The sequence below is a fragment of the Oleidesulfovibrio sp. genome, from assembly GCF_047973035.1.
In the GTDB taxonomy this organism is placed as follows: domain Bacteria; phylum Desulfobacterota; class Desulfovibrionia; order Desulfovibrionales; family Desulfovibrionaceae; genus Oleidesulfovibrio.
Genome location: NZ_JBKEBF010000037.1, coordinates 120,067 through 144,561, shown reverse-complemented (window position 1 = coordinate 144,561; position 24,495 = coordinate 120,067). Strand labels below are relative to the sequence as shown.

23 protein-coding genes are annotated in these 24,495 nt (G+C 55.4%); 11 read left to right on the top strand and 12 right to left on the bottom strand.

Annotation, left to right across the window (positions count from 1 at the left end):
• Window positions 1-801 precede the first annotated feature (801 nt).
• From thrC to ACK5LI_RS12860, 4 genes are all read right to left on the bottom strand, one after another.
• Window positions 802-2,256 (bottom strand): threonine synthase, encoded by a 1,455-nt coding sequence (gene thrC, locus ACK5LI_RS12875; protein ID WP_416950204.1) that lies wholly within the window; start codon window positions 2,254-2,256, stop codon window positions 802-804.
• Window position 2,257: 1 nt separating this feature from the next.
• The gene (plsY, locus tag ACK5LI_RS12870) at window positions 2,258-2,860 is read right to left on the bottom strand and encodes a glycerol-3-phosphate 1-O-acyltransferase PlsY (protein ID WP_416949971.1); all 603 of its coding nucleotides are present in this window, start codon (window positions 2,858-2,860) and stop codon (window positions 2,258-2,260) included.
• A 57-nt stretch (window positions 2,861-2,917) separates the two neighbouring features.
• Complete coding sequence (locus ACK5LI_RS12865; RefSeq protein ID WP_416949969.1) at window positions 2,918-5,014, bottom strand: ribonuclease catalytic domain-containing protein; 2,097 nt, start codon at window positions 5,012-5,014, stop codon at window positions 2,918-2,920.
• Between the two features lie 95 nt (window positions 5,015-5,109).
• Window positions 5,110-6,384 carry an IMP cyclohydrolase gene (locus ACK5LI_RS12860; RefSeq protein WP_416949967.1) on the bottom strand — a complete coding sequence of 425 codons (1,275 nt, stop codon included), beginning with the start codon at window positions 6,382-6,384 and terminating at the stop codon, window positions 5,110-5,112.
• A 270-nt stretch (window positions 6,385-6,654) separates the two neighbouring features.
• Between ACK5LI_RS12860 and ACK5LI_RS12855 the strand changes: the two genes are divergently transcribed.
• The gene (locus ACK5LI_RS12855; protein ID WP_416949965.1) at window positions 6,655-7,014 is read left to right on the top strand and encodes a hypothetical protein; all 360 of its coding nucleotides are present in this window, start codon (window positions 6,655-6,657) and stop codon (window positions 7,012-7,014) included.
• Here the strand turns inward: ACK5LI_RS12855 and ACK5LI_RS12850 are convergent.
• Window positions 6,925-8,412 carry a transglycosylase SLT domain-containing protein gene (locus tag ACK5LI_RS12850; RefSeq protein ID WP_416949963.1) on the bottom strand — a complete coding sequence of 496 codons (1,488 nt, stop codon included), beginning with the start codon at window positions 8,410-8,412 and terminating at the stop codon, window positions 6,925-6,927. The genes ACK5LI_RS12855 and ACK5LI_RS12850 overlap by 90 nt on opposite strands.
• A gap of 202 nt (window positions 8,413-8,614) precedes the next feature.
• Here ACK5LI_RS12850 and ACK5LI_RS12845 point away from each other — a divergent pair, with 202 nt between their 5' ends.
• The 5 genes from ACK5LI_RS12845 to ACK5LI_RS12825 all read left to right on the top strand — a co-directional run bounded on the left by ACK5LI_RS12845 (window position 8,615) and on the right by ACK5LI_RS12825 (window position 14,098).
• Window positions 8,615-9,898: an adenylosuccinate synthase gene (locus ACK5LI_RS12845; protein WP_416949961.1), complete on the top strand. Its 1,284-nt coding sequence runs from the start codon at window positions 8,615-8,617 to the stop codon at window positions 9,896-9,898.
• A 5-nt stretch (window positions 9,899-9,903) separates the two neighbouring features.
• Window positions 9,904-10,794 carry a DNA polymerase III subunit delta' gene (locus ACK5LI_RS12840; RefSeq protein WP_416949959.1) on the top strand — a complete coding sequence of 297 codons (891 nt, stop codon included), beginning with the start codon at window positions 9,904-9,906 and terminating at the stop codon, window positions 10,792-10,794.
• 95 nt (window positions 10,795-10,889) lie between these two features.
• Window positions 10,890-11,705, top strand: a complete 816-nt coding sequence (locus tag ACK5LI_RS12835) for a response regulator (protein ID WP_416949957.1) — start codon at window positions 10,890-10,892, stop codon at window positions 11,703-11,705.
• On the top strand, window positions 11,705-13,165 hold the full coding sequence (gene phrB / locus ACK5LI_RS12830) for a deoxyribodipyrimidine photo-lyase (protein WP_416949955.1): 1,461 nt from the start codon (window positions 11,705-11,707) through the stop codon (window positions 13,163-13,165). The genes ACK5LI_RS12835 and phrB overlap by 1 nt, the downstream gene beginning before the upstream one ends.
• A 111-nt stretch (window positions 13,166-13,276) precedes the next feature.
• On the top strand, window positions 13,277-14,098 hold the full coding sequence (locus tag ACK5LI_RS12825; RefSeq protein WP_416949953.1) for a response regulator: 822 nt from the start codon (window positions 13,277-13,279) through the stop codon (window positions 14,096-14,098).
• A 182-nt stretch (window positions 14,099-14,280) separates the two neighbouring features.
• Here the strand turns inward: ACK5LI_RS12825 and ACK5LI_RS12820 are convergent, their stop codons facing one another.
• Both ACK5LI_RS12820 and ACK5LI_RS12815 read right to left on the bottom strand, forming a co-directional pair.
• Complete coding sequence (locus ACK5LI_RS12820) at window positions 14,281-14,643, bottom strand: DUF4911 domain-containing protein (protein ID WP_416949951.1); 363 nt, start codon at window positions 14,641-14,643, stop codon at window positions 14,281-14,283.
• A gap of 21 nt (window positions 14,644-14,664) precedes the next feature.
• Window positions 14,665-16,062 (bottom strand): FAD-binding oxidoreductase, encoded by a 1,398-nt coding sequence (locus tag ACK5LI_RS12815; RefSeq protein WP_416949949.1) that lies wholly within the window; start codon window positions 16,060-16,062, stop codon window positions 14,665-14,667.
• On the opposite strand from ACK5LI_RS12815, the gene ACK5LI_RS12810 reads away from it, so the two are divergent.
• Window positions 16,061-16,198 (top strand): hypothetical protein, encoded by a 138-nt coding sequence (locus tag ACK5LI_RS12810; protein WP_416949947.1) that lies wholly within the window; start codon window positions 16,061-16,063, stop codon window positions 16,196-16,198. The genes ACK5LI_RS12815 and ACK5LI_RS12810 overlap by 2 nt on opposite strands.
• 99 nt (window positions 16,199-16,297) lie before the next feature.
• Here ACK5LI_RS12810 and ACK5LI_RS12805 read toward each other — a convergent pair whose 3' ends face one another.
• The 4 genes from ACK5LI_RS12805 to ACK5LI_RS12790 form a co-directional block, all read right to left on the bottom strand.
• On the bottom strand, window positions 16,298-16,969 hold the full coding sequence (locus tag ACK5LI_RS12805; RefSeq protein ID WP_416949945.1) for an amino acid ABC transporter permease: 672 nt from the start codon (window positions 16,967-16,969) through the stop codon (window positions 16,298-16,300).
• Window positions 16,969-17,736 carry an amino acid ABC transporter ATP-binding protein gene (locus tag ACK5LI_RS12800; protein WP_416949943.1) on the bottom strand — a complete coding sequence of 256 codons (768 nt, stop codon included), beginning with the start codon at window positions 17,734-17,736 and terminating at the stop codon, window positions 16,969-16,971. Before ACK5LI_RS12800 ends, ACK5LI_RS12805 begins: the two co-directional genes overlap by 1 nt.
• Before the next feature lie 12 nt (window positions 17,737-17,748).
• Window positions 17,749-18,417, bottom strand: a complete 669-nt coding sequence (locus ACK5LI_RS12795; protein WP_416949941.1) for an amino acid ABC transporter permease — start codon at window positions 18,415-18,417, stop codon at window positions 17,749-17,751.
• 324 nt (window positions 18,418-18,741) lie between these two features.
• On the bottom strand, window positions 18,742-19,497 hold the full coding sequence (locus tag ACK5LI_RS12790; RefSeq protein WP_416949939.1) for an ABC transporter substrate-binding protein: 756 nt from the start codon (window positions 19,495-19,497) through the stop codon (window positions 18,742-18,744).
• A 340-nt stretch (window positions 19,498-19,837) separates the two neighbouring features.
• On the opposite strand from ACK5LI_RS12790, the gene ACK5LI_RS12785 reads away from it, so the two are divergent.
• The 4 genes from ACK5LI_RS12785 (at window position 19,838) to ACK5LI_RS12770 (ending at window position 22,958) form a co-directional block, all read left to right on the top strand.
• The gene (locus ACK5LI_RS12785) at window positions 19,838-20,410 is read left to right on the top strand and encodes a flavin reductase family protein (protein WP_416949937.1); all 573 of its coding nucleotides are present in this window, start codon (window positions 19,838-19,840) and stop codon (window positions 20,408-20,410) included.
• Window positions 20,411-20,541: 131 nt separating this feature from the next.
• On the top strand, window positions 20,542-21,462 hold the full coding sequence (locus ACK5LI_RS12780) for a helix-turn-helix domain-containing protein (RefSeq protein ID WP_416949935.1): 921 nt from the start codon (window positions 20,542-20,544) through the stop codon (window positions 21,460-21,462).
• Window positions 21,463-21,532: 70 nt separating this feature from the next.
• Window positions 21,533-22,555 (top strand): proline dehydrogenase family protein, encoded by a 1,023-nt coding sequence (locus tag ACK5LI_RS12775; protein ID WP_416949933.1) that lies wholly within the window; start codon window positions 21,533-21,535, stop codon window positions 22,553-22,555.
• Entirely contained in the window at window positions 22,545-22,958 is a 414-nt protein-coding gene (locus tag ACK5LI_RS12770) for a DUF2000 domain-containing protein (protein WP_416949931.1), read from the top strand. The genes ACK5LI_RS12775 and ACK5LI_RS12770 overlap by 11 nt, the downstream gene beginning before the upstream one ends.
• 176 nt (window positions 22,959-23,134) lie before the next feature.
• On the opposite strand, the gene ACK5LI_RS12765 is transcribed toward ACK5LI_RS12770, so the two are convergent.
• Window positions 23,135-24,484 (bottom strand): glutamine synthetase family protein, encoded by a 1,350-nt coding sequence (locus ACK5LI_RS12765; RefSeq protein WP_416949929.1) that lies wholly within the window; start codon window positions 24,482-24,484, stop codon window positions 23,135-23,137.
• Window positions 24,485-24,495: the final 11 nt, after the last annotated feature.

Genomic DNA, 24,495 nt, shown 5'->3' with positions numbered 1-24,495 from the left:
TTGCACAAATTCAAGTTTCGGCCCGTAGAGCTGCTGAAACCATACATAACACCTTTACAGAAAGTGCAATACTCTCTGTTTCAAAAATGAAAAAGTTGTCATTTTTTGAACTTCAGCCAAATCATTTTCGGCCATTTTGCGAGTGAAAACTTACAAAAAATGGACGCACAACCTTTCCGTTTTCTGCCTTTTAACGCGCAAGAACTACTCACGTAACAAAACAGCCCTGCTTCAAAAGCAGCTTCAAAATATATCTGAAGGCTTACTGCGGAGAACATACCAAACGCCTGCTGCAGTCACTTATTGCGGTGTAACCGTGCACGCTGAATGAAAAAAAGCACCTTTTTTTACACCACAGAGGCAGGCACAGAACGAGCAGGGAGGCTGCCTGAAATTAGCTTCCTATACCGCTACGACCAGTACTTTCTTTGCAAGTCCCTATAGAAATCTTTGGCAAAAGCCTGCTTGCTCTTTCGCCATTAAGAACATTTACAAAACAATTATTCAAAAAAGGTGCTGGCAACTCTCTGTAAATCATTCCACTTTCAGCCCCGAAAGGCTGCAAGTCGGAAAGGCAGCCGCGTATTTATAACAGGGACAAGGCAATCACGTTGTGATGGAAAACATTCTTACAAAAATCCGTTGCCATGGCTTCGCCTCACCCATTGCGCTAAATCCAGTTTACCCTACCTCTCTTTCGTATACGTAAAAGCGTCTGTACCACTCTTGCCAAACAAAAAACGCCCTTGGCTGCCATAAAAAGCTGCCAAGGGCGTTGAAGACGTATATCAGATAAAACGGCTAGGCTTTTTGTTTCAGCCCCAGCCTGTCGGCGACAGCCTTGGAGGCTGCCAGCGTGAAGTCGGCAGGAGACAGTTCCGCCTTGCGCCTCGAATCGATGAGCAGTTCCGGAGCATTGGCAAGGGAAGCATCGGGGGTGACGCCGTACTCTTCAGGCAGGCTCCCGCTGAAGTACATATCCTGAAAGCCCGAGAACTTCAGTGCATGTGCGGTTGCGTCCAGCACAGCAACTTCATCTTTGCTGATGAGGCCCAGTTCCTTGGCACGCAGCAGACCGGCAAGGCATTCGCCGCCCTGCGTACAGGCGATGTGCCCGTGGCGGTTGGCAACAATCATGGCATCCATAATGGCCTGCTCGGTCACCTGTACCACCTGGAAAGAACCTTCGCCGCCGATGGCTTCAAACTGTTCTGCAAAATGACGAACACGCGGGAAGGAAACGGGGTTACCGATCATAGCGGCCTGCGCCACGCTGGGCTGAACCGTTACCGGCTTGAACTCACGCTGTTTCGGATCTTCCACGCTGTAGTAACGGTAGACCGGATCGGCATGATGCGACTGCACGCCGAACACACGGGGCAGGGCATCAATAATGCCGAGGCGGTGCAGCTTCAGAAAGCCACCCATGACAGCGGTAATGTTGCCCGCGTTGCCGATGGGCACAAACACGCATTTGCCCTTCATGTCCCAGCCGTACCATTGGGCCACTTCAAAGGCATAGGATTCCTGCCCGAGAATACGCCAGCTGTTTTTGGAATTCAGCAGCGCCACGCGGTAATTTTCGGCCAGATGTTCCACAACTTTCATGCAATCATCAAACACGCCGGGCACTTCCAGCACGGTGGCCCCGCTGCCGAGCGGCTGCGAAAGCTGCTGAGGAGTAACCTTGCCGTGGGGCAGCAGCACCACAGACTTAAGCGGCGCACCAACATACGATGCATACAGGGCTGCCGCGGCAGAGGTATCACCGGTTGACGCGCACACCGTCAGCACTTCGTCCCAGCCATGTTTGCGTACCAGCGATTTCAAAAAGCTGAACGCACAGGCCATGCCTCTGTCCTTAAACGATGCGGAAGGATTTTGCCCGTCGTTTTTAAAGGCAAAGGGAATGCCTGCAAACTCCACCATGGCGGGCGAAGCATCAATAACAGGCGTATTGCCTTCGCCAAGGTAGATGATGTCTTCCGGCTCAAGCAAAGGAGCCATCAGCTCATAAAAGCGGAAGATACCGCGCAGCGGGGTGTTGCGGGTGGCAGCACGGCCGTCAAAAACAGCACGCCATTCTTCGCCGCTGGTTTTCTTCAGCGAGTCAAAGTCGGTGTTGTCCAGCAGAAACACGCCACCACAGTCAGGGCAGGTGTAGTGCAATTCTTCAACGCCGAAGCGACTGCCGCAGCCAAGACAGAAATATTCCATGTGCCCGCGGTAGGCGGGAAAATCATGCACAGCCGTCATGTTATTCATTGTCCTTGTGCTTCTTTTTCTGCCACGGTTTTTCTTCGCCCCGGGCAAGGCGGCCGATGTTTTCGCGGTGGCTCCAGAAGACCAGTACCATGACTACCAGAGCAAGCGGAATATAGGCAAAATTGCCGCTGAGCAGCAGCATAACGGGCAGGGCGGTGACCAGCGTAAGCGAACCCAGCGAAACAAAGCCGGAACGCCAGATGACCAGAGCGCAGACAAGTGCGGACAGAAGCAGCGGGGTGAACGCCAGCGGAATAAATACACCAAGCGTGGTAGCCACGGCCTTGCCGCCCTTGAAACCCAGAAAGGCGGAATACAAATGCCCCAGCAGCGCCGCAAGCGCCGTCAGGCTTAAAAACAGGGTCGATTCGCTGAATGTCATGGCCACAGCCACGGGAATGACACCTTTAAGTACGTCACAGACCAGCGTCAGAACGCCGAATTTTGTGCCGCACAGACGCGCTACGTTGGTTGCGCCTACATTGCGGCTGCCACCGGTACGCGGGTCGACAGAGCAGAACGTTTTGGCAATCAGAAGGCCGAAGGGGACAGAACCGATAACGTAGGCGGTGACGAGCCAGAGCAGGTTGCCCATAGGGGATGTTCTCCTTACGTAGTATGCGCCGTAAGCGGCGCGGGCAGCGCGCGTGCGCTATTGTTCCATGACGTCCAGTATCTGGATCTCGTTGTTCAGGGGGTGCACTTTGCCGATTCGCACCATGATACGGGTACCGGGGTGCGTTCTTTCGCCGAAGCCGGACCTGCGGCCGCGGACAAAAATCTGCTGGTCAGGCAGCGATACCGTTACAAATGCATCATTCTCATCTGTAATGACGGCATCCCACCAGACCTTATCGCCTTTTTGTTTAAAAAACAGCAGCTTCCAGTAGCGGGGACGAAAACGCTGCACCTGACCGGCGGCATCCAGCCGCGCGCCCAGAAGAGGCAGCATGGCGTCCAGTTCTTCCGTTGTCCAGTGCGGAGCATCAGTCCCCAGATAGTGGAGAAGCTGCGCCACGTTAACAAGGTCGGGGTAACGGCGCAACGGGGATGTGACAGGACTGTACGCTGCCACACCTATACCGGAATGCTTGCGGGGCGTTGTTTCCAGCACTGCGGATGAAAGCGCCTTCACCACGCGCGCGATGTCGTGCGGTTCATCCCAGATGCCTGCATATTCTTTCGGAACCCCTACATCCTGAGTACGATGCAAAAGCGCGATACCGCGTTCCTTAGCCCACAGTGCAATGCCGCTGTTGACCAGAATCATCATCTCGCTGACCAGCAGAGAAGAAGCAGGCGTAGGGCTGTCATGCTCGATTTCCACACGGACATCGGCACCTTCGCCTTCCAGCACGGTTTTAGGGTCCGGCCGGTCAATGACAACAGCGCCGTTTTCTACTCTGCGGTTTATAAGGGTTCGGGTCAGCTTTGCACCCGCCCGCAGCTGCCCGGCAAATGCGGCAGCCGGATTGTCTGCATCATCCCAGCCGAAATCTTCATTCAGCACCGCTTCGCAGTCTACGTAGTTCAGGTTGGCTGCAAGCTTCACCCATCCGGCATGAACGGCACTCGCCTCCACTTCACCTGCGGGCGAAATATCAAATTCCATAATCATGGAAGGCCGTTCTTCGCCTGCCAGCAGGCTGAAAAAGTCCGTGCCCAACTCTTCGGGCAGCATGTGCAGGTCGCCTTCCGGCAGATAGATACTGGTCGCACGGCGCATAACGGCTTTATCCAGCTCGCTGCCGAACTGCCAGCCAAGAGCAGGGCATGCAATGGCAAGCCGCAGGCGGCATCCGCCGTCGGCCCGTACTTCGATATGAAACGCATCGTCAATGTCGCGCGTGGTGGCGGAATCTATGCTGATAAACGGCCTCGGGTCAGGCTCTTTGCGCACGGCAAGAACACGTTCTTTCAGCTCGTCCACTGCATCTATATACGGCGCATACCAGTCCTGCGCGGTATCATAGCCTGCTTTATCCAGATGAAAATTATGATGCGCAGGCAGAATGCCCCACGCCTGTGCAAGCAGCAGTGGCAGGTGCGGAACATCAGGAAGCCCCTTGGAAATCTGCTTCCACAGCTGCTCTGATTCATGATCGTCCGGTTCTGCTATACGCTTGCGCAGCAGGGCTTCAATATCAGCAGCCAGAGCGGGATCTTCCGGCGATGCGGGAGGAGTGCGTTTTTTCTGGTGGGTATCCCACAACGCACGCAAAAAGTCGTGTCCGGCAGAGGCCAGCTGTTCACGCTTGCGCTTGGCTTCCTGCTCCAGCATCCGCTGCTCGACTTTCTCTGCATCGTAAACTTCAAAATCAGGCGGGGTAAACTTGAAATGCGTTTTGCAATCCAGCAGCATCCGGCCCATAGCCGCAATATCGTCAACGTCCGGCGATTCCTGCAGAAGCTCGGCAAACCACTGCGCCGTGGCAGCAGGTAATTCACCCTGAGCCAGTTCCCACAGCTCCATCGGATTCAATGCGGCAATTTTGCGGCTGCGACGGTCTTCGTGCTCGTTCAGCAGGTCGAGAGCCTCCTGACGGGACTTGTCGGGACCGTATTGCGGACCGGCCCACGGCAACACACGGGCAGCAGCGAGCTTTATTTCCCGTTTACTCTGGGTGAACAGGCGCAACCGGCCCGACTGTTCTTCCTGAACCCATGCAATCTGGGGTTTATTGCCCTGCATGTATTCGATGATGCAGCCCGGACCGGGAAATTTTACCAGAGTGGAGGATGCGCTCATGGTTCCTGCTTGTGGTTTGCGCGAAAGCGTGAGGGTTATGGCACACGGGTGCCGCGGAAAAAGGGGCGGCAGTCGTGCCGCCGCCCCGAAGGATTCTAGTGTTTAAAGGAGCGCTGACCGGTGAAGACCATAGCAACCTGAGGCGAAGCCTCGTTACAGGCCATGATGACTTCACGGTCACGGATGGAGCCGCCGGGCTGGGCAATGGCCGCCACACCGTGGGCGATGGCTGCGTCCACACCATCGCGGAAGGGGAAGAATCCGTCAGACACCATGGCGGTGCCGGGCAGACCGCCCTTATCAGCGCGGGTGCGGGCGTCGATATCTTCCAGTGCTTCCGCCGCGGCCTTGTCGGTCAGGGCTTTCTGCTTCAGTTCGTACAACGAACAACCCTGTTCGCGGAAGGCCAGCGTGTCGGCGTACTTGGTGTATGCTTTATGCACTGCCAGCTCAACGCAGCCCACGCGGTCCTGTTCTCCGGTGCCGATGGAAACAGTGGCACCGTTGCGGGCAAAAATAACCGAGTTGGAAGTAACGCCGGCTTCCACAGCCCAGGCGAACAGCAGATCGTCTGCTTCCTGCGCGGTGGGCTTGCGGGCGTTTACGGTAACGCCGTCTTTCTCTGCCGTTGCGGGCAGGAAGTCATCAACCGAATGAATACGGTTGCGGAAAGAATGCTGCATCACAAGGCCGCCGTCCTGCAGTGACTTGAAGTCGAGGAAGGGCAGGCGGGCAAGTTCGGGCAAACGGCCGAGGCCGGGAATCTGCAGAATACGCAAGTTCTTGCGGTTTTTTAAAATTTCGATGACACCTTCTTCAAAATCAGGTGCCGCGACAACTTCAAAGTAGCAGGAGTTGATAAGCTCGGCAGCTTTCTTATCCAGCGGGCGGTTAACGATGACAGCACCGCCGAAAGCGGCGATACGGTCGCACCAGAAAGCGCGTTCCAGCGCGGTAGCCACGCCTTCTTCGCTCCATGCGGCACCGCTGGGATTGTTGTGCTTCATGATGAGCGCAGCGGGCTTGGCATCAAGGTACTGAAGAATGTTCAGCGCGTTGTCTACGTCGGTAAAGTTGGTCTTGCCGGGGTGCTTTCCGGCCTGAATCATGTGCTTTTCCTCAAGGGAAGAGACAAGGCCCGCGCCGGGGCCGCGGAACGTGACGCCGCCAAGGGTCAACGTTCCTTTGGTCAGTTCGTACAGTGCTGCGGGCTGGTCGGGGTTTTCGCCGTAGCGCAGGCCCTTTTCCTGCCCGTCGATGGTCCAGGTACGCTTGGTGTAGTGCAGTTCCTGATCACCCAGACGTATGGTCATTTCTGAAGGAAACGGATCTTCCTGCAGGGTGCTGTACATTTTCTTGAGGTCGCTCATGCTGCTGTGAACTCCGGCTCGTCGGGCGCACGCGCCCGGGTAGTGATGATTGAAAGCGGCGGACGAAATCAGACGCCCGCCGCAAGCGGTCATGTGAGGCGGGCAGAGTATCACAGCGCGCTTTGGTGGGCAATTTCCATTTGAAGCCCTGCGCCGTTTGGCGTAGCGTGTGGCATACGCGGCACAGGTTGTACCGGCATAAACGCACCAGAGAAGTAACCGCCGGCGTCTGCGTCGCCGTGAATATTACAGTCAGGAGTGTATCACCCCATGGAACGAGCTCTGCTTAAACTTGCCCGTCAGTTAAATGCCTACGACGAGGCTTCACTTATGGCCCTGTGGGAATCCCTTGCCGACAGAGTCGAGCAGTTCGAGCCTTCTTCCCGCTGGGAAGAAGCCGCCATCGCCTTCGGGATGGTGCAGGCCGTACGCTGGAAAAACCAACTGCATAACAGCCACATGGCAGAACTGGCGCGACCCGACGACGGACTGCCGCCCCAGTCTGCTTATGATACCGGTCTCAGCCTTTTTGAAGGCTCATCAGGTTCCCGAACCGGCGGGCCAGTGAAGGGGCAGGCTGCTAAGCAGCGCGCCAAGGTCCTCAGTTTCAGGCCGCGCGAGAGTGATTAACCCGTTAAGTATATAGTAGTAATAGCGGATATTCTCTACATAGCTTACCGCTTCAAAGCCGCGACAGTACCCGTGCTTGGTTTTACTGTACCAGCGTTCCCACGCCAGCAGCGGATATACTTCTTTCAGTTCGCGCCACGTACGGCCTGTGCCGCCACGGGCGCGGCTGAGTTTTATGGCATCGAAAAGGTGTCCCGGCCCCTGATTGTATGCCGCCAGCGTAAAGAACCAGCGGTCCCACGGGTCAAGGTCCATCTCTTCCAGTGAATTCCATATCATACGCAGATAGCGGGCACCGCCTTCAATTGACTGCACAGGGTCCAGTCTGTTGATGCCCAGCAGACGGGCGGTGCCTTGCGTCACCATCATAAGGCCGCGCACACCTGTTTTGCTGCGTGCGGAGTTGTCAAAGCGCGACTCCTGATAAATCACTGCGATCAGAAGCAGAGGGTCAATCCCCTGCGCCTGTGCGGCTTCGACAATGGGCTGTGCATATTGCGGCACTTTTCTGTCCAGCGTGCGGCGCAGTACGGATACGTCGTAATGATCGACCTTTTCCGGCAGAAAGCCGAAGTACCGTTCCTGCATATCCAGCAGCATGGAGTCATTGTCACGCTCGGCCCAGAATTGCAGTGCGGCGGTGTTCAGCCGTTCATCGTCACCGCGCCAGAACCAGCGATACGGGATTTCCTGCGTAAGCACCTTGGCGGTACGCACCCCGGGGTAAAAAGGCTGCCACAGACTGAAGCCGACCTTGTCCAGCATGGCAAAACGGGCACTGTTGGCATCAAGCGCCTGCAAAATAGGGGTGACGTACACATCCTGTGATGCTTCCGTAATGGGCTGGCATTGCAGAATATCCGCCTTTGCTTCCAGAATTTCTTCCAGTTCGCGGTCTGCGGTGACAAGTACGGTAGTGTCACACATTTCGTTGCCACGGCGCAGGCCGTAACGGCGGTTACTATGCACCAGTACCGGATTGTAGTGTCCGTATACCGGACCGGCTACGACAGGTGACACGTTCCGGTCATCTTCTGCTTCCGGCACTGCAGCGTCCACAAGGGACTGCGGGGGAATATTGCCGCCAAAACCGACAAGCAGGTCGCCGCGATTTTGTGCAAGAGCCTGCAGGGCGTCTTCCAGATTAGAGGCTTCGATCCATGTAATATCATAGCCTGCGTCCTGGGCGAAGCGCATAACTAATTCATGCTCATAGCCGGGGCCGTATGGTGAAAGCGCGCTTGAAACGCGTTCGCGGTGCGGAGCCACAACACGCAGAGTGTTATCGGGCTGCAAGGGTTGTTTTTCGCGCTCGGAGCATGAAAGCAGAAATCCGAGCACCGTTACAGCCAGTGCGGCCATAAGGCGTTTGCATACGCGTATGTGAGGTTGTTCCATGAGGTAGTAGAAATGTCTGGGCGGGGGCGGAGTTGAAAAACGTACAGAAGAGAACCCATCCAGAGCAGGTTAAGTGGCTTTTTTCGGTAGCCATCCGTTTGACTTTTCGATTTGCGGCATGTAGGTAATGATTCCCTTATGCCGTGCGCCGAACTCCTGTTTTGCGTCGGAAAGGCGACCTGCATGTCACAAGGAGATGGAAATGTCAAACGTGGTAATCATGGGAGCGCAGTGGGGCGACGAAGGCAAAGGCAAGATCGTCGACCTGCTTTCCCGGGAAATAGACGTCATTGTCCGCTTTCAGGGCGGTAACAATGCTGGCCACACCGTAATCGTAGGCGATAAGTCCTACATCCTGCACCTTATCCCTTCCGGCATTCTGCACGAAGGTAAGACCTGCCTTATCGGCAATGGTGTGGTGCTGGATCCGGTGGTGTTCTGGAAAGAGGTGGAAACCCTCGCAGAGCGCGGGATTAATGTGGGGCCTGAGCGACTCATGATCAGCCGTAAGGCCCACGTGATCATGCCATACCATAAGGCACTGGATGTCGCCCGCGAGAATTTCAAGTGCAAAGACTCCAAAATCGGCACCACCGGTCGCGGAATCGGTCCCTGCTACGAAGATAAAATGTCACGTATCGGCGTGCGTGCCGGTGATCTGGCCGACCCCGCGCTGCTGCGTTCAAAAATTGAAGCCGCTCTGGTAGAAAAGAACGCGCTGTTCTCTGCGTTGTATGGCACCGAAGCCATGACCGTAGACGCTGTTTTTGATGAAGTCATGACAGTGGGCGAAAAGCTGGTACCCTACCTGACCGATGTTTCTTCATGCATCGAAGACGCATGGGCCAAGGGCAGCGGCGTTATGTTTGAAGGTGCTCAGGGCACTCATCTGGATATCGACCACGGTACGTATCCTTTTGTTACTTCGTCCAACACTGTTGCAGGCAACGCCTCCGCAGGCAGCGGCATTCCCGCCGGTAAGCTCGACAGGGTTGTAGCCATCGTCAAGGCCTACACCACCCGCGTAGGCGCAGGCCCCTTCCCCACCGAGCTGGATGATGCCGACGGCAACCATATGCAGTCTGTCGGTCACGAGTTTGGTGCTACCACCGGCCGTAAGCGCCGTTGTGGCTGGCTGGACTGCGCACTGCTGCGCGAATCCGTACGCCTGAACGGCCCCACGGATATTGCTCTGACCAAGCTGGACGTTCTGAGCGGCCTGAAAGAACTCAAAATCTGCGTAGCTTACGAGTACAAAGGCCAGCAGGTTCAGCATCCCCCGCAGGACCAGAACGGTCTTGCTTACGTCACCCCCGTGTATGAAACCATGCCCGGCTGGGACGAAGATGTAACCGGCGCAACCAAGTGGGATGACCTGCCTGAAGCAGCCCGTAACTACATTGCCCGCATCGAAGAGCTGCTGGGCGTTCCCGTGTCCATGGTTTCCGTGGGCCCCGAGCGTGACCAGACTCTGATGAGGAAATAAATATCGTGTCCGTGCAGGAAGACATTCTCTCTGCACCGCACACCAGCGAGATTGTGGCCCCGGCCCTGTCGTCCAGACACGACAGGGTGCGGGGCTATCTTGAGCGTCTGGCCGGTGCCGTACCACAGGTGCTTCTACTGGAAGGCGGAACCGCCCGCGAGCGTGAAGCGCTGTCGTTGTGGTGGGCTACGCGCCTCAATTGTCCGGAAGAATCCGCCCCCTGCCTTTCCTGCGCTGTCTGCGCCCAGTTTGCCGCACGTAACAACCGCGACATGTTCTATCTTGATGGCAGCGAAGGCTCTATCAAAATCGACGACGTGCGCGCCGTACGTGCCGTTCTGGGAGAGCCGCCCAGAGGACGTTACCGCGTGGTGGTGCTGGCAGAAGCACAGGCCCTCGGCATTGAAGCCGCCAACGCGCTGCTTAAGTCGCTGGAAGAACCCCGCCCCGGAACAAGCTTTGTACTGCTTGCCCCGCAACGCGAACGGTTGCTGCCTACACTGGTTTCCCGCAGCTGGGTACTTACCCTTGCATGGCCAGACGGAGACAGTGCCCCTGCCCCCATAGCGGAGTGGGCCGATGCCTTGCATGAATTTGTGCAAAGCGGACATGGCTGGTTTGCCCGCACCGGAACCAAAAGTTCGCTTGACCACGGTACCGGCCTGCAACTTGTGGCATACCTGCAGCGCCAGCTGGCTGACGCGCTTACCGGACGCGCCTCTACTTCCTTCTCCCGTATGCTGGCCTCCCGCCTTGATGACGCAGCCCTGCGCAAGCTTGATGAAGCTCTGGCAGAATGTCAGGATTCACTCATTTACAATGTGAATCCCGCTCTTGTGCTCGACTGGCTTGCCACCCGCCTGTATGCATGGGCACGGACCTCGCGTCGCGCTTGATTTTGATTGCCTGCCACGGCTGCTGCCGCTATTCTTAACCAAACGGATAGATATGCACGCGTTGCGTGTGTGCTTACTTGCAAGGGTTATATTTCATGATGAATGTTCAAGCTCTATATGCGGCTCAGACCGTGCTGATTATTGAAGACAGCCCTGTGCAGTCCAAGATAATCCGTAACCAGATTCTGGCGCTCAGCCAGTTTGATACCCTTGCCGCGTACACGCTGGAAGAAGCCCGTGAGGCTTTGACTGCATATAAAGACAAAATTTTTGTAGCAGTTATCGACCTGAACCTGCCGGATGCTCCCAACGGCGAAGGCGTGGACTTATGCCTTGATTTCGGTGTGCCCACAGTGGTGCTGACAGCTACCTTTAACGAAGAAATCAGAAAGCGCTTTATTGAGCGTAATGTAGCTGACTTTTTCTTTAAAGGCTCCATTCAGGACATGGACCCGATGGTTCACAGCCTTGAGCGGCTTTTCATGAACCAGTTTGTCAAAGCGCTGGTTGTAGAAGATTCGCGCATGTCGCGGGCGCACCTGCGGCACCTGCTGGAAACGCAGCGCTTTACCGTGCTGGAAGCCGCAGACGGGGTTGAGGCCATGGAGCAGCTGGAAGCCAATCCAGACATCGGCCTTATCATTACCGACTACAATATGCCCAACATGGACGGCTTTGAGCTGGTGCGCAATATACGTGCCCGTTTTAAAATGGACCGTGTAGCCATCATCGGTGTTTCTGCCGCGGGTTCCGGCCCGCTGACTGCAAAATTCCTGAAAAACGGCGCCAACGATTTTCTGACCAAGCCTTTTGAAGTGGAAGAGTTTTACTGGCGCGTTAACCACACTGTCAGCGTGCTGGAAGTGATGAAAGATCTGCGCACCTGTCAGGAAACCATTTCGGAGGACTGATGCATCCCGCACGCCTGAGCTTTTCATCGGCCCCAGGCGGCCCCGCTGCCATACAAAACGGAGCGGTTATATACTGGATGCATCGGGAGTGCAGAGCCCATGACAACTGGGGTCTACTGCACGCGTTACGCCTTGCCGATGAGCGCAAGGTGCCCGTGGCTGTGGTATTCAGCCTTGTTCCACGGTTTATTGAAGCCGGATACCGGCATTTCCACTTCATGCTGCACGGGCTGCAAGGCACGGCGCGCATCCTGCAGGACTATTCCATTCCCTTTTACCTTCTGCGCGGGTATCCGCCGCAAGAAGTCCTTCGTTTTGCTGCGCAGCGCGGCGCAACGCAGATTGTGACGGACTTTGACACATTACGCATCAAACGGCAGTGGCTGCGGGAACTTACAGAAGCGGCCAGACAACAGGGTACCGGCGTGGACGTGGTGGACAGCCGCAACGTTGTTCCCTGCCTGCGAGTCTCGAACAAACGCGAGTATGCAGCCCGCACCATCCGCCCCAAAATCCACCGCCTGCTGAACGAATTTCTTGATCCCATTCCGCCCCTGAAGACTCCTGACGTGCCGTGGCCCGACAATCCGCCTCTGCCCGATCTTACAGCGGCTCTTGCCAGCTTACAGGCAGACTCTGCCGTTACTCCCACAGGCTGGCTGCCTGCAGGCGAAGAAGCCGCCAGAGCAGAGCTTGCCGCCTTCATTACAGGCCGGCTGCACCGCTACGCGGCAGAACGCAACAACCCCAACCAGCCTGTCCTGTCGCATCTTTCGCCGTACCTGCACTTCGGCATGCTTTCCGCCCAGCGAGCTGCGCTGGAAGTGCTCGAAGCACAAGGCGCATCTGATGCGGGAACACCCTTTGGGGAAGGTGCGGAATCGTTTCTTGAAGAAATGATCGTCCGCAGAGAGCTTTCTGACAATTTTTGCTGGTTTGAACCGCAATACGACAGCGTGGAAGCTTTTCCTGACTGGGCGCAGAAAACGCTGGATAGACACCGCAACGACACGCGCGAATACCTGTACACGGAAGAAGAGCTGGAAGCAGCGAAGACACATGATCCGCTTTGGAATGCTGCACAGCAGGAAATGACGCTGACCGGCAAAATGCACGGGTATATGCGCATGTACTGGGCAAAAAAAATTCTGGAATGGACACCCTCGCCGGAAGAAGCCCTGCGCATAGTCATCCGGCAGAACGACAGATGGTCGCTGGACGGGCGCGATGCCAACGGCTACACCGGCGCAGCATGGTCCATAGGCGGCGTGCATGACAGGCCCTGGAAAGAACGTCAGGTATTTGGCACAATTCGATTTATGAGCTATAACGGAGCCCGATCAAAATTTGACGTGGCAGGATACATAGCAGCGGTTGCCGCACAGGCTGTAAAGCCGGTGCCCGCACCCGTATCGCGCGGCAACGGGGCTGCGCCGGTAGAGCAAGCAAAGCTGCTTTAGCACTCACCGGTCAGGGCAGGCGCGCCGGCAATCCAGCCTGTCAGACCAGCTACCATGGTTATGTATGTGCACTCTGCCACAGAGCACAAGGCCGCCCGCAAAGGAGCAACAATGGAAAAGCAAGTAGCCCGTACTGTGCTGCTGGTAGAAGACAGCCCTGTACAGACCCGCATTATACAAAATCACATCGAAACGCTGACCCCCTTCAAGGTTATCACCGCTGCTACGCTGGAAGAAACCGGAGCGCTGCTGGAAGAGCATAAGAACCTTGCCGGGCAGAACCCCGAAGCCGGACTTTTCATTGCTGTTGTAGACCTGAACCTGCCGGACGCCCCCGATGGCGAAGCAGCGGACAAGTGCATCGCCAGCGGTGTGCCCAGTATCGTGCTTACGGCTTCGTTTGATGAATCTGTCCGTGCCCGCTTTTTCGACCGTAACGTCGTTGATTACTTTCTCAAGGGCAGCGTACGGGATATGGACCCCATGGTGGCAGCGCTTATCCGCGTTTTCCACAACCAGTTTGTCCGTGCGCTGGTCGTAGATGATTCGCGCACCGCGCGGCATCAGATGGCGCACCTGCTGGAAGTTCAGCAGTTTCAGGTACTACAGGCGGAGGACGGTAAACAGGCTCTGGAAATTATTGAGGCCGAAGGCAACATCGGGCTGGTTATAACTGATGACAACATGCCCCGTATGACCGGCGTGGAGCTGGTAAGCGAACTGCGCCAGCGCTACCGTCCTGACGAAATGGGGCTCATCGGCGTGTCTGCCGCAGGTTCCGGTCCGCTGACTGCCCGTTTTCTGAAAAACGGTGCAAGTGACTTCCTTACAAAGCCTTTTGAAGTGGAAGAATTTTACTGGCGCGTTAACCAGACCATGGAAAAACTGGACATGATGCGCGACCTGATGGCCTACCGCAAAGGCAAGGCCTAAAAAGTCGAACGAAAATGCCCGAACCTATCTTGCTTTTCCGCCACTGCGGCACCTGCATCTGTTGCGTTCAGACTCCGCACTGTTTTGCAAAAGGGAAAGTTCCGGAAACCATTCTGTAAAATACAAGCGCACGTTCCGTTATGGAACGTGCGCTTGTATTTTACTACTATTCTACCCGCAGGTTATTCCTGTACAGGCGCAGCCTCTTCTACGGAGCATGCAAGTTCTGCCATATCATCGTCAGCTGAAACATCCGGCAGCGGGTCGTGCCATTCCACCTGTGGCGGCTCGCTGATGCTGAACGAGATGGTTTGCTGCATACCGCGCAGAAAATCGCGCATTTCGCGCTCCTGATGCGGGGAAAAGACCACCTGCAGGATGCCGTCAAACTTATTGATCACGCTCATGTAGCCAAGGTTGTCCTGCGCTTCCATCAAAAAGCGGAACATGCCGATATCGGACGGCGCTACCTGCACATACAGCCTTTGCGAAAAGCGGGGCGGCGGCAGAGGGCGCGAAGGTTTACGTCTGCGTTTTTTTGCCACGGGTACTCCGGTGACCTGCTGTTACCGGGCAGGGAACACCTTGTCTGGGTTCATGATGTTATTAGGGTCGAAAAGAGCCTTGATACCACGCTGCAGCCGCAGCGAAGCAGGACCGATTTCAAGCGGAAGCAGGTGCTTTTTAGCCTCGCCTACGCCGTGTTCGCCGGAAATGGTGCCGCCAAGCGCCAACACGCGGCGCGCTACCGCCTCAATGCCTTCATCCATAAGGGGTGCGGGTGCATCTTCCGGCAGATTACGCGGCACGGTAAGAATCAGATGAATGTTACCATCACCTGCGTGCCCGAAGGCAAAGATGTCCAGTGCGTATTTTTGCTCAAAAGAAGGCACTTCTGCAATAAAATCGGCAATGGAACCGATGGGCACAACGACATCTTCCGAAAAAGAGCGGGCGGCGTGCTCTCTGATGCGGGTGGACACTTCGCGGCGCACGTTCCAGATAGTCTCGCGCTCTTCTGCAGTGCCGCCGGGCATCAGGTTGGTTGCGCCATGCTCTGTGCAGATGGCGGCCACGGTTTCAATTTCCGGCGTTATGGCTTCCGGCCTGCCGTCCAGCTCGATAATCAGCAGCGATGCTGTTTCGTCGGCAATACGGAAGGGCAGTTTATCGCCCACCAGCCTCAGGCACTTATGATCCAGAAATTCAAGGGCGCTGGGCAGATGACCGCGGCCCAGCACGGCGGCCACGGTACGCATGGCATCCGGCAACGAGGGAAACACAGCAGCCACGCCAACAGTTGCGGGCGGCATGGGAACGAGTTTCAGGTACATGGACGTAATGATACCCAATGTACCTTCAGAGCCTGTAAGCAGATGCGCCATGTCATAACCGACCACGCCTTTGCGGGTGCGGACTCCGGCATTGATGATTTCGCCGTCAGGCAATACAGCCTCTACACCAAGCACATAGTCGCGGATAACACCGTATTTGACGCAGGCAGGGCCTCCGGCGTTGGTTGCCACGTTGCCGCCGAGAGTAGACGTTTCCAGACTGGCAGGGTCGGGCGGAAAAAACAGACCTCTGGCTGCTGCGGTATCGCGCAGTTCTTTTGTGATAACGCCTGCTTCAACATGTGCATACAGGCTTTCGGTATCCAGCGTGATGATGCGCTTCATACGCTCAAGTGATACAACCACACCGCCGTTAAGGGGCAGGCAGCCACCGGCTGTACCGGTGCCTGCACCGCGGGGAATAATGGCAAAACTGAGCGTATTGGCAAGACGGACAATTGCCTGAACCTGCTCTGTGGTTTCGGGCAGGGCCACTACTTCCGGCGTTACTGTATACGGCGAAGAGTCGCGGTCGTAGGGTTCGCCGGGGGATACGAGAATGCCTTCCGGTCCGAGAATTTCAGTAAGCTTGCTGATGATGAGCTTTGTGTCGGTAGTGCAGGATGTCATGACTGAGTCTCCGAAGGATGCTGACCGTATGGTGCTTTCAGGCAAAGCGGGCTGGCGGGGTATGCTGCGCAAAGGCAGCGGGCGGAGTGAACCGTCGTCTTCTGTCCGTAAGTCTGCTTGCTGTGGTGTGTCTTAAAGGTTGATGAGCCGTATAAAAAAAGTCGCCCACGCCGTTACCGGCGGGGCGGCTATGTTGTTTCAGTAAATGGTGCCCCGCGGGGCGCACGGCAAAAAGTTATTTTTTGCTGCGTCCGAAACCGGGAATGTAAAGCCGTTGCTCCAGCTTGTCCAGAATCCACGTGGCAATGGTGACCAGTGCCAGATAGTACATGCCTACCACCATAAACGCCTCGGTAAAGCGGAAGGTCTTGGTGGCAATGGCACGTGCTTCGCCCGTCAGCTCGATGCAGGTGATAATGTAGGCCAGCGAAGAATATTTAATAAGGTAAATAACTTCGTTGCCGCATCCGGGCAGTGCGCGACGGAACGCCTGAGGAATGACAATCCAGAAAATTGTCTGGAACTTGCTCATACCCAGCGCCTGCGCAGCTTTGATCTGCCCCTGCCGGATAGAAAGCAATGCTCCGCGCACATATTCCGAGTTGTATGCACCGCTGCACAGCACAAAACCCAGCATGGCCGCCGCATAAGGCTCAAGGTAGATACCGATGTTAGGCAGGCCGAAATACAGCACAAAAAGCTGCACCATAAGCGGCACACCGCGAAAAATGGCCGTATAGGTGTTCATCAGCTTTTTGACCGGCGTAGAGCCGAACACGCGCAGCGTGCCCACCCCGATGCCTACAAGCTGGCCCAGAATGGCAGAGGGCACGATGAGCAGAAAGCTCATCCACAGACCTCTGTTCAGCGCGGGCAGCAACTGATCTGTGTAAAAGGCGTCCAGCACTAGCAAAGCTCCTCACACAGATTGGAAAGGCGGTTGCAGAAGTCCTGAGTACGGGTATTCGCGCCTTCTGCCAGCAGTTCCGCAGGGGTGCCCTGCTCGATGATGGCTCCGTCCTGCATGAACAGAATTTCGTGTGCCAGCGCCTGAGCAAAGTCCATCTGGTGGGTTGCCATGATCATGGTCATGCCGCCGCGGGCAAGATCGCGGATAACGGTAAGCACCTCGCCGACCAGTTCAGGGTCAAGGGCAGAGGTGGGTTCGTCCAGCAGAATGACTTTCGGGTCCATGGCAAGGGCACGGGCAATGGCCACGCGCTGTTTCTGACCGCCGGAAAGTTCGGCAGGGTACAGTGTGGCACGGTCGGAAAGACCGACGCGCTCCAGCTCTTGCATGGCGCGCTTATTGGCATCGCCGCGGCTGATACCTTTTACCTTGCGCAGTGCAATGGCAACGTTGTCTCGTGCGCACAGGTGGTCAAACAGGTTGAAATCCTGAAAAATCATGCCGACTTGCTGACGCAATTCATACAGCTCCGCCTTGCGGTGCAGATCAACTTTACGGCCTTCAAGGTACACGTTGCCCGTATCCGGAGGAATCAGATAGTTGATGCACTGGAGCAGGGTCGATTTGCCTGCGCCGGAGGGGCCGATAAGAACCTTAAGCTCTCCTTTATTGACGGAGAGAGTAACGGACTTGAGTATATCTTTGCCGCCAAGCTGCTTGCAGACGTTTTCCACGCGCAGGATAGGGCTTTTTTCTGCTGTCATGGGGTAAATTCCTTATGTGGTGTAGCCCGGAATACGGACTTTTTTCTCTAGCGCGGAAAGCAGTTTGACGCCGACAAGAGTAATTACAAAGTACAGGCCGCCGGCTGCGATAAACAGAGGCAGGTGCTCGTATGTACGTGACGCCACAAAGTGCGTACGGGTGAAAATATCCATAGCGCCCACAACGTAGGCAAGGGCGGAGTCTTTCAGAATGATGGAATATTCATTGGACCAGCCCGGAAGCGACAGGCGAAGCGCCTGCGGCAGAATGATGGTGCGGATGGCCTGCATATCACTCATGCCCATGGCCCGGGCAGCTTTGAACTGCCCTGCGGGCAATGCCTGAATGGAACCGCGGAAAATCTGAGACTGGTATGCGGCGCTGGTCATACCCAGCACAAGCGCGGTGGCGCTGACGGCGCTCAAATTAAGCCTCAGCAGTTCAAACACGCCAAAATAAAAAAGAAACATAAGTACCAGAATAGGTACGCCGCGGAAAAACCAGACATAAAGGCCGATGAGCCTGCGTATGATAAACGGACCGTAAACCTGCCCCACTGCCATGGGAATGCCCATGGCAAGACCCAGCAGCATGGCTCCCACTACGATAAGCAGCGAAACCAGACCACCTTGCAGGATATAAGGCATTGCTTCGATTACGGTTGTAAGCTGTTGCATCATTCGAATTATAACCAGTCAAAAAAATGTGTAGGCATCCGTTTATACCGAATGCCGCAAACCTGGCACAAAGCCGTGCCGCGCCTGCTTTGCCGAACCGCATGCGATTCCGGCTGATTGTGCTTTTGCCGTACGTGCAAGGGACCGTTGCCCCGCGTTGTGCGCCTGCTCGCTATACAGAAAAAACACGCGAAACGCGATAAAAGATTTCCCCCGCATTTCGCACAAACTCCGGCGGACAACAGGTGCCCGCCGGAGTGATACGCACTGTGAATTTCCTTGCGCCGCCCTTAGAAGACAGCGGAAGGGACAGCAGCAAAAAAGTGCTTAGTGCTTTTCGCCAAGGTACTTTGCTTTCAGCTCTTCCCAGTAGGGATCAGCCATCAGCAGGGCAAGACCCTTGTTGATGGTGTCGAGCAGCTCTTTGTCGTCTTTGCGAACGGCGATGCCGAAGTATTCGGGTTCGGTGAAGGAGCCCACGATTTCAATAGGCTTAACGCGCATGGCGTCCTGTGCGGGAGCGATGTCCATGGCAGCGGCGTCGATACGGCCGTTGATAACGTCTTCAATGGCAAGAGGAGCGGAATCGTAAAAACGTGCGGTGAAATTCCACTCAGGCTTGTTGGCCTTCTCTTTGTCAAGCCAGTCTGCTTCAGACGTACCGGACTGTACGCCCAGCTTCTTTTCAGCGGTGAAAACCTGATCAACAGTCATACCGGAACCTTTTTTGGCAATAAAAACCTGAGCAACGGTCCAGTAAGGGTCAGAGAAGTTTACCTGTTTGGCGCGCTCTTCGGTGATGCTCATACCGGAGCAGACCATGTCGATTTTTTTGGAAACAAGGCTCTGTACAATGGTGGACCATTCCATAGGCTTATGCGTTACGGTAAAGCCCATTTTGTTTGCAATCCAGTCCATGGCGTCCACGTCAAAACCGGCAGGCTTGCCGTCTTTATCAACGTAGGCGAAAGGAGGGTAGTTGGCGTCAATGCCGTTTACCAGAGATTTGCCAGCAAAAGCAGAGCCTGCAAAGGCCAAGGTAAGGGCCAGTACAGCTGCGACGATGGAGAACTTCCTCAACATGCTCGTATTCCTTCCTCTAAAGAAGTTGAAAAGAGTTGATAACAGGCGCGAAGCCGGGCGGGAGTGACGACTTCCACAGAGCGGAAGTTCCCGTAATGCCGAGACAACAACCAATTTCGCTAGCAGAAAGCGGCACAGGCTGCAAGTTGCAATAGTACAAAAATGGCAAAATAAGACATCCTGTACTGTTTTCGTGCGGCAGATAGTTGCCAATTCCGCCTCTTTGCGCCTAACCCTTGCCACAGTGTCATACGAAAGGCACAATACTGCGATTCGTGTGAAGCCCGTTGTGACAATAAATCCGCCTGAACGGCAGAATATCCAGCCAAGGAGTACCACAATGAAAAAATCGCTTGGCGCAAAGACACTTGCGTATCCGACTCCGCTTTTTTGTGTAGGCACCTATGATGCCGACGACCGCCCGAACATCATGGCAGCCGCATGGGCAGGCATCTGCTGCTCAAAACCGCCCAGCATTGCGGTTTCACTGCGTCCGGCAACCTTCTCGCACGATGCCATTCTGACCCGCAAAGCCTTTACCGTTTCCATTGCTTCGCGACGTCACATGGCACATGCCGACTATGCGGGCATCGTTTCCGGCAGGGACGAGAATAAATTTGAAACACTGGGGCTGACCGCTGTTAAAGGCGAGCTTGTTGACGCACCTTACGTGGATGAATTTCCCGTTATTATCGAATGCACTCTTACTCATTCGCACAGCATCGGCCTGCATACCCAGTTCATCGGCGAAGTCAAAGACGTGAAGGTTGACGAATCGTGCCTGCGCGAAGATGGCCTTCCCGACATTTTGAAGATCGACCCCATCATTTTTGCCCCTGTTACCCGCGGATACTACTCTGTGGGTGAATACCTCGGGCAGGCATTCAGCGCCGGAAAAGACTTCAAAAAGTAAGCGCTGTGAAATGCCGGTAACGGCCCTGCAGGGAGAATCATGCACGATGCCCCTGCGGGGCTTTTTTATGCAAACAAAATCGCTCCGCAAAAAGCCGCGCCGCTGCCGGACCATTCTGCATGACGGCCTGTATGGAGCCCTTTCCGGCTGTTTTGTCTAAGCCGCGTATCTGCTTTACGCCCGCAAACCAAGCCGCTATTCTGCCCCGTATGGGAAGAACACCGGAACATACTGCCGTACGCTTCTGGCGCGACCCCGACTTGCCGGGGCTTGAAGTGCGCTTTTCAAGCTACAGTGAAGAAATCTTTCGCAAGCATACACACGATGCATATTCTGTGGGGCTGATAGAAACGGGCAGAACCGTGTTTTTTATGCACGACGCCCACCACAATGCTCAAGCCGGTCAGATTGCCCTTATTCCTCCGGACACCGTACACGCCTGCAATCCGGATACGGATTCCGACATGACATACCGCATGTTTTACATTGCACCGGAGCTGATGCACGGCATTGCTGCCGAAATGGCAGGATGCGCTGCAACCATACCGGAATTTGAAGCGGCCGTTGTGAGCGATCCTGCTCTCTTTGAACTTTTCCATGCGTTATATCAAAGTATATGTGACGGTGCCGGAAGACTGGAAAAAGAGGAACGGCTGGTCGGCGCTCTGGTTGCACTGATCGTCAATCACACCCGCCACGCAGAAGTAGTGCCAGAGCACAACATGCCCGAAGCAGTGCATACTGTACAACGCTATCTGAAAGCCAACCTTTCAGAGAATGTCTCACTGACTGCGTTATCTGAACTGGCGGCTGTCAGCCGTTTTCATTTATTACGCATTTTTCAGGCACAGACCGGTCTTCCGCCGCATGCGTATCATAATCAGCTTCGCGTAAACTCCGCCAAGCAGCGCCTTAAGGCAGCAATCCCCCTCAGTCAGGTTGCCGCAGAGGCCGGATTCAGCGATCAAAGCCATTTTTCACGGGTATTCAAACAGTTCACAGGGGCGACTCCGGCTCAATACCGCGATGCTACGGCGCCCGAAAATTCGTAGTTCCGCAATTTCGTACCATACCCGTCATGCCGCAGGTGCTAGTGACCATCCTTATCAACAGGAGGAAACAATGCGCCTTTGGCAAAAATCAATGATCGCCCTTGCACGCAGCAAACGGGTAACTGCCACCATGCAACAGTCTGCCGTGATGCAGCCTTTTGCTTCCCGCTTTGTCGGGGGCGGCACCGTGGCGCAAGCCATGAAAACGGCATCCGCACTGCAATCCGAGGACGTCTGTGCCTCCCTTTTTTATCTCGGGGAATATGAAAGTGACCTGCGAAAAATCACAGCGGCAGTCAACGAACTGGAAGACTGCATTGATGCTCTTGCTGCAAGCGGGCATCAGGTCCACGTGTCAGTGGACCCTACGCAGATAGGTTCCATGCTGTCATGGCAGCTGTGCGCTGAACACACAGAACAGCTTGCACAGCGCATTGCCGGAACACAGACGGAACAGACTTCTCGGCGAACTATACCATCCCCCTTACCCCGCAAAGTTCTTATGCTGGACATGGAAGATTCCGGCGTCACACAGCAGACGCTAGACCTCTACCAAAACCTGAACAGACGAAACCTGCCCGTTGCCATTACCATCCAGACATACCTGCATCGCAGCGCGGCAGACCTTAAGGAACTTGTCCGGCAAGGCGCTATGGTACGTCTGGTAAAAGGAGCCTTTGCAGAAAACGCTTCTCTGGCTTTTACAGGTCGCGGCCAGATGGATAATGCGTACCGGAAAGGCATCGACATGCTGTTTTCCGCAGAAGCTCTGGAGTGTGGCGTTTATCCCGTACTGGGCACACACGACCACCGCATGGTTGCATATGCGGCAGAGAAAGCACGAAAGAACGGATGGCCTGATGAAGGCTGGGAAGTAGAAATGCTGTACGGCGTCAGACCTGACTACTGCAGGCAGCTGGTAGCCGGAAGGCGCATAGTCCGCCTGTATCTGCCATACGGCAAAGACTGGTGGTCGTATAGCGTCAGGCGGCTAGGAGAAGCTCCGCGCAATCTGCTGTTCGCGTTGCGGGCGATTTTTTCCGGCAGCGCTGTTAAGAAACTGCGGGCTACAGGAGGTCGCTATGCCGGTTAATACCAAGCGTTTTGTCATCATTCTGGATGAATCTCTTCCCGCAGGTCTGGCTGCCAACGCCGCGGCTGTTCTTTCCACTTCCATGGGTTGCCAGCGGCCTGAGATAGTCGGCCATAACGTACAGGACGGCACAGGCGGGCTGCATGCGGGGATAACCACACTACCCATTGCTATCCTGAAAGCCGGACAGCAGGCTATTCAACGTCTGCGTAGTACAGCAGAAGAGCAGCAGCTTCTTGCCGCAGGGTTCACCCGTACGGCACAGCGATCAAAGAACTACGGCCATTACGAGCAAAGGATGTCCGCCTGCCGTGCCTGCGATCTGGAATATGCGGGCATCGCGTTGTTCGGCTGTGCTGAAAAGATCACATCACTTACCGGCAGCCTGTCGCTTTTGCGGTAGTAGAAGCGTCTGTCAGCCTTATGACGGGGCAGGCAGTGGGCCGCAGCCAGAAGCACTAGATCGTGCTAATCCGCAGCCCAAAAGCCCCGCGGGCCGGATGGGAAGAGTATGCCTTCACAACAATACGCCCCGCAACAGCTGTTGCGGGGCGTATCTGTTTTGTAAAACTGTGCCGGTTACAGCACAGGCAGGTAGCGCTTAAGCTCAAACTCTGAGACGTGCGTACGGTAATCGTCCCACTCAATAAGCTTGTTGCCTACGAGGTTCTGATGCACATGCTCACCCAGAAGTTCTTTCATCAATGCACTGTCGCGCAGCGCGATTGCGGCTTCGTACAGCGACCCCGGCAGAGAATCAATGCCCTTGGCGGTAAGGTCTTCCGCCTCCATGGCAAAGATGTTTTCTTCCACGGCCTTGGGTACTTCGTACCCTTTTTCGATGCCTTCCAGACCAGCACCCAGCATGGCTGCAAAGGCAAGGTAGGGGTTGCATGCAGGGTCGGGGTTACGCAGCTCAACGCGGGTGGCTGCTTCTTTGCCGGGCTTGTACATGGGCACGCGGATGAGCGACGAGCGGTTACGCTGCGCCCATGCGATGTACACAGGAGCTTCATACCCCGGAACAAGGCGCTTGTATGAATTGACCCACTGGTTGGTGATGCAGGTCATCTCGCTGGCATGGGTCAGCAGACCGGCGATGTAGTGACGGGCTTCCGCAGAAAGGTGATGCGGGTCGTTGGCGTCAAAGAAGGCGTTTTTCCCGTTCTTGAACAGCGACTGATGCACGTGCATCCCGGAACCGTTTTCACCGAAAATGGGCTTGGGCATAAAAGACGCGTACACGCCGTGTTTACGGGCAATTTCCTTCACCACGACTTTGTATGTCATGGCGATATCAGCCATCTTCAGGGCTTCGTTGTAACGCAGGTCGATTTCATGCTGTGAAGGCGCCACTTCATGGTGGCTGTATTCCACTGCGATTCCCATTTTCTGCAGGGCAAAAATAATATCGCGGCGGACTTCGTTACCAAGGTCCAGCGGCGGAGCATCAAAGTACCCGCCGGAGTCCAGCGGCTTCGGGTTGTACGGGTCTGCAAACAGGAAGAATTCCAGTTCCGGCCCTACATAGTATGTGTACCCTTTCTGCGCGGCTTTATCGATAAGGCGGCGCAGAACATAGCGCGGGTCGCCCTCGTAGGGGTTGCCGTCGGGGGTGTGGATATCACAGAACATACGCGCAACAGGGCGGTCAAGCGGACGCCATGAGCATATCTGAAAGCTGGACGCATCAGGAATGGCAATCATGTCGCTTTCTTCAATGCGGGTGAACCCGAGAATTGACGAACCGTCAAAGCCCATGCCTTCTTCAAAGGCGGATTCCAGTTCATCAGGCGCAACCTGAAAACTTTTCAGGTTACCCAGAATGTCTACAAACCAGAACTGGACAAAACTGACGTTGTAGTCCTTTACAGCTCTGATAACGTCATCACCGTTTTTGCAATTAAAGACGGGATAATTCGTACTCATGCTCATGCCCT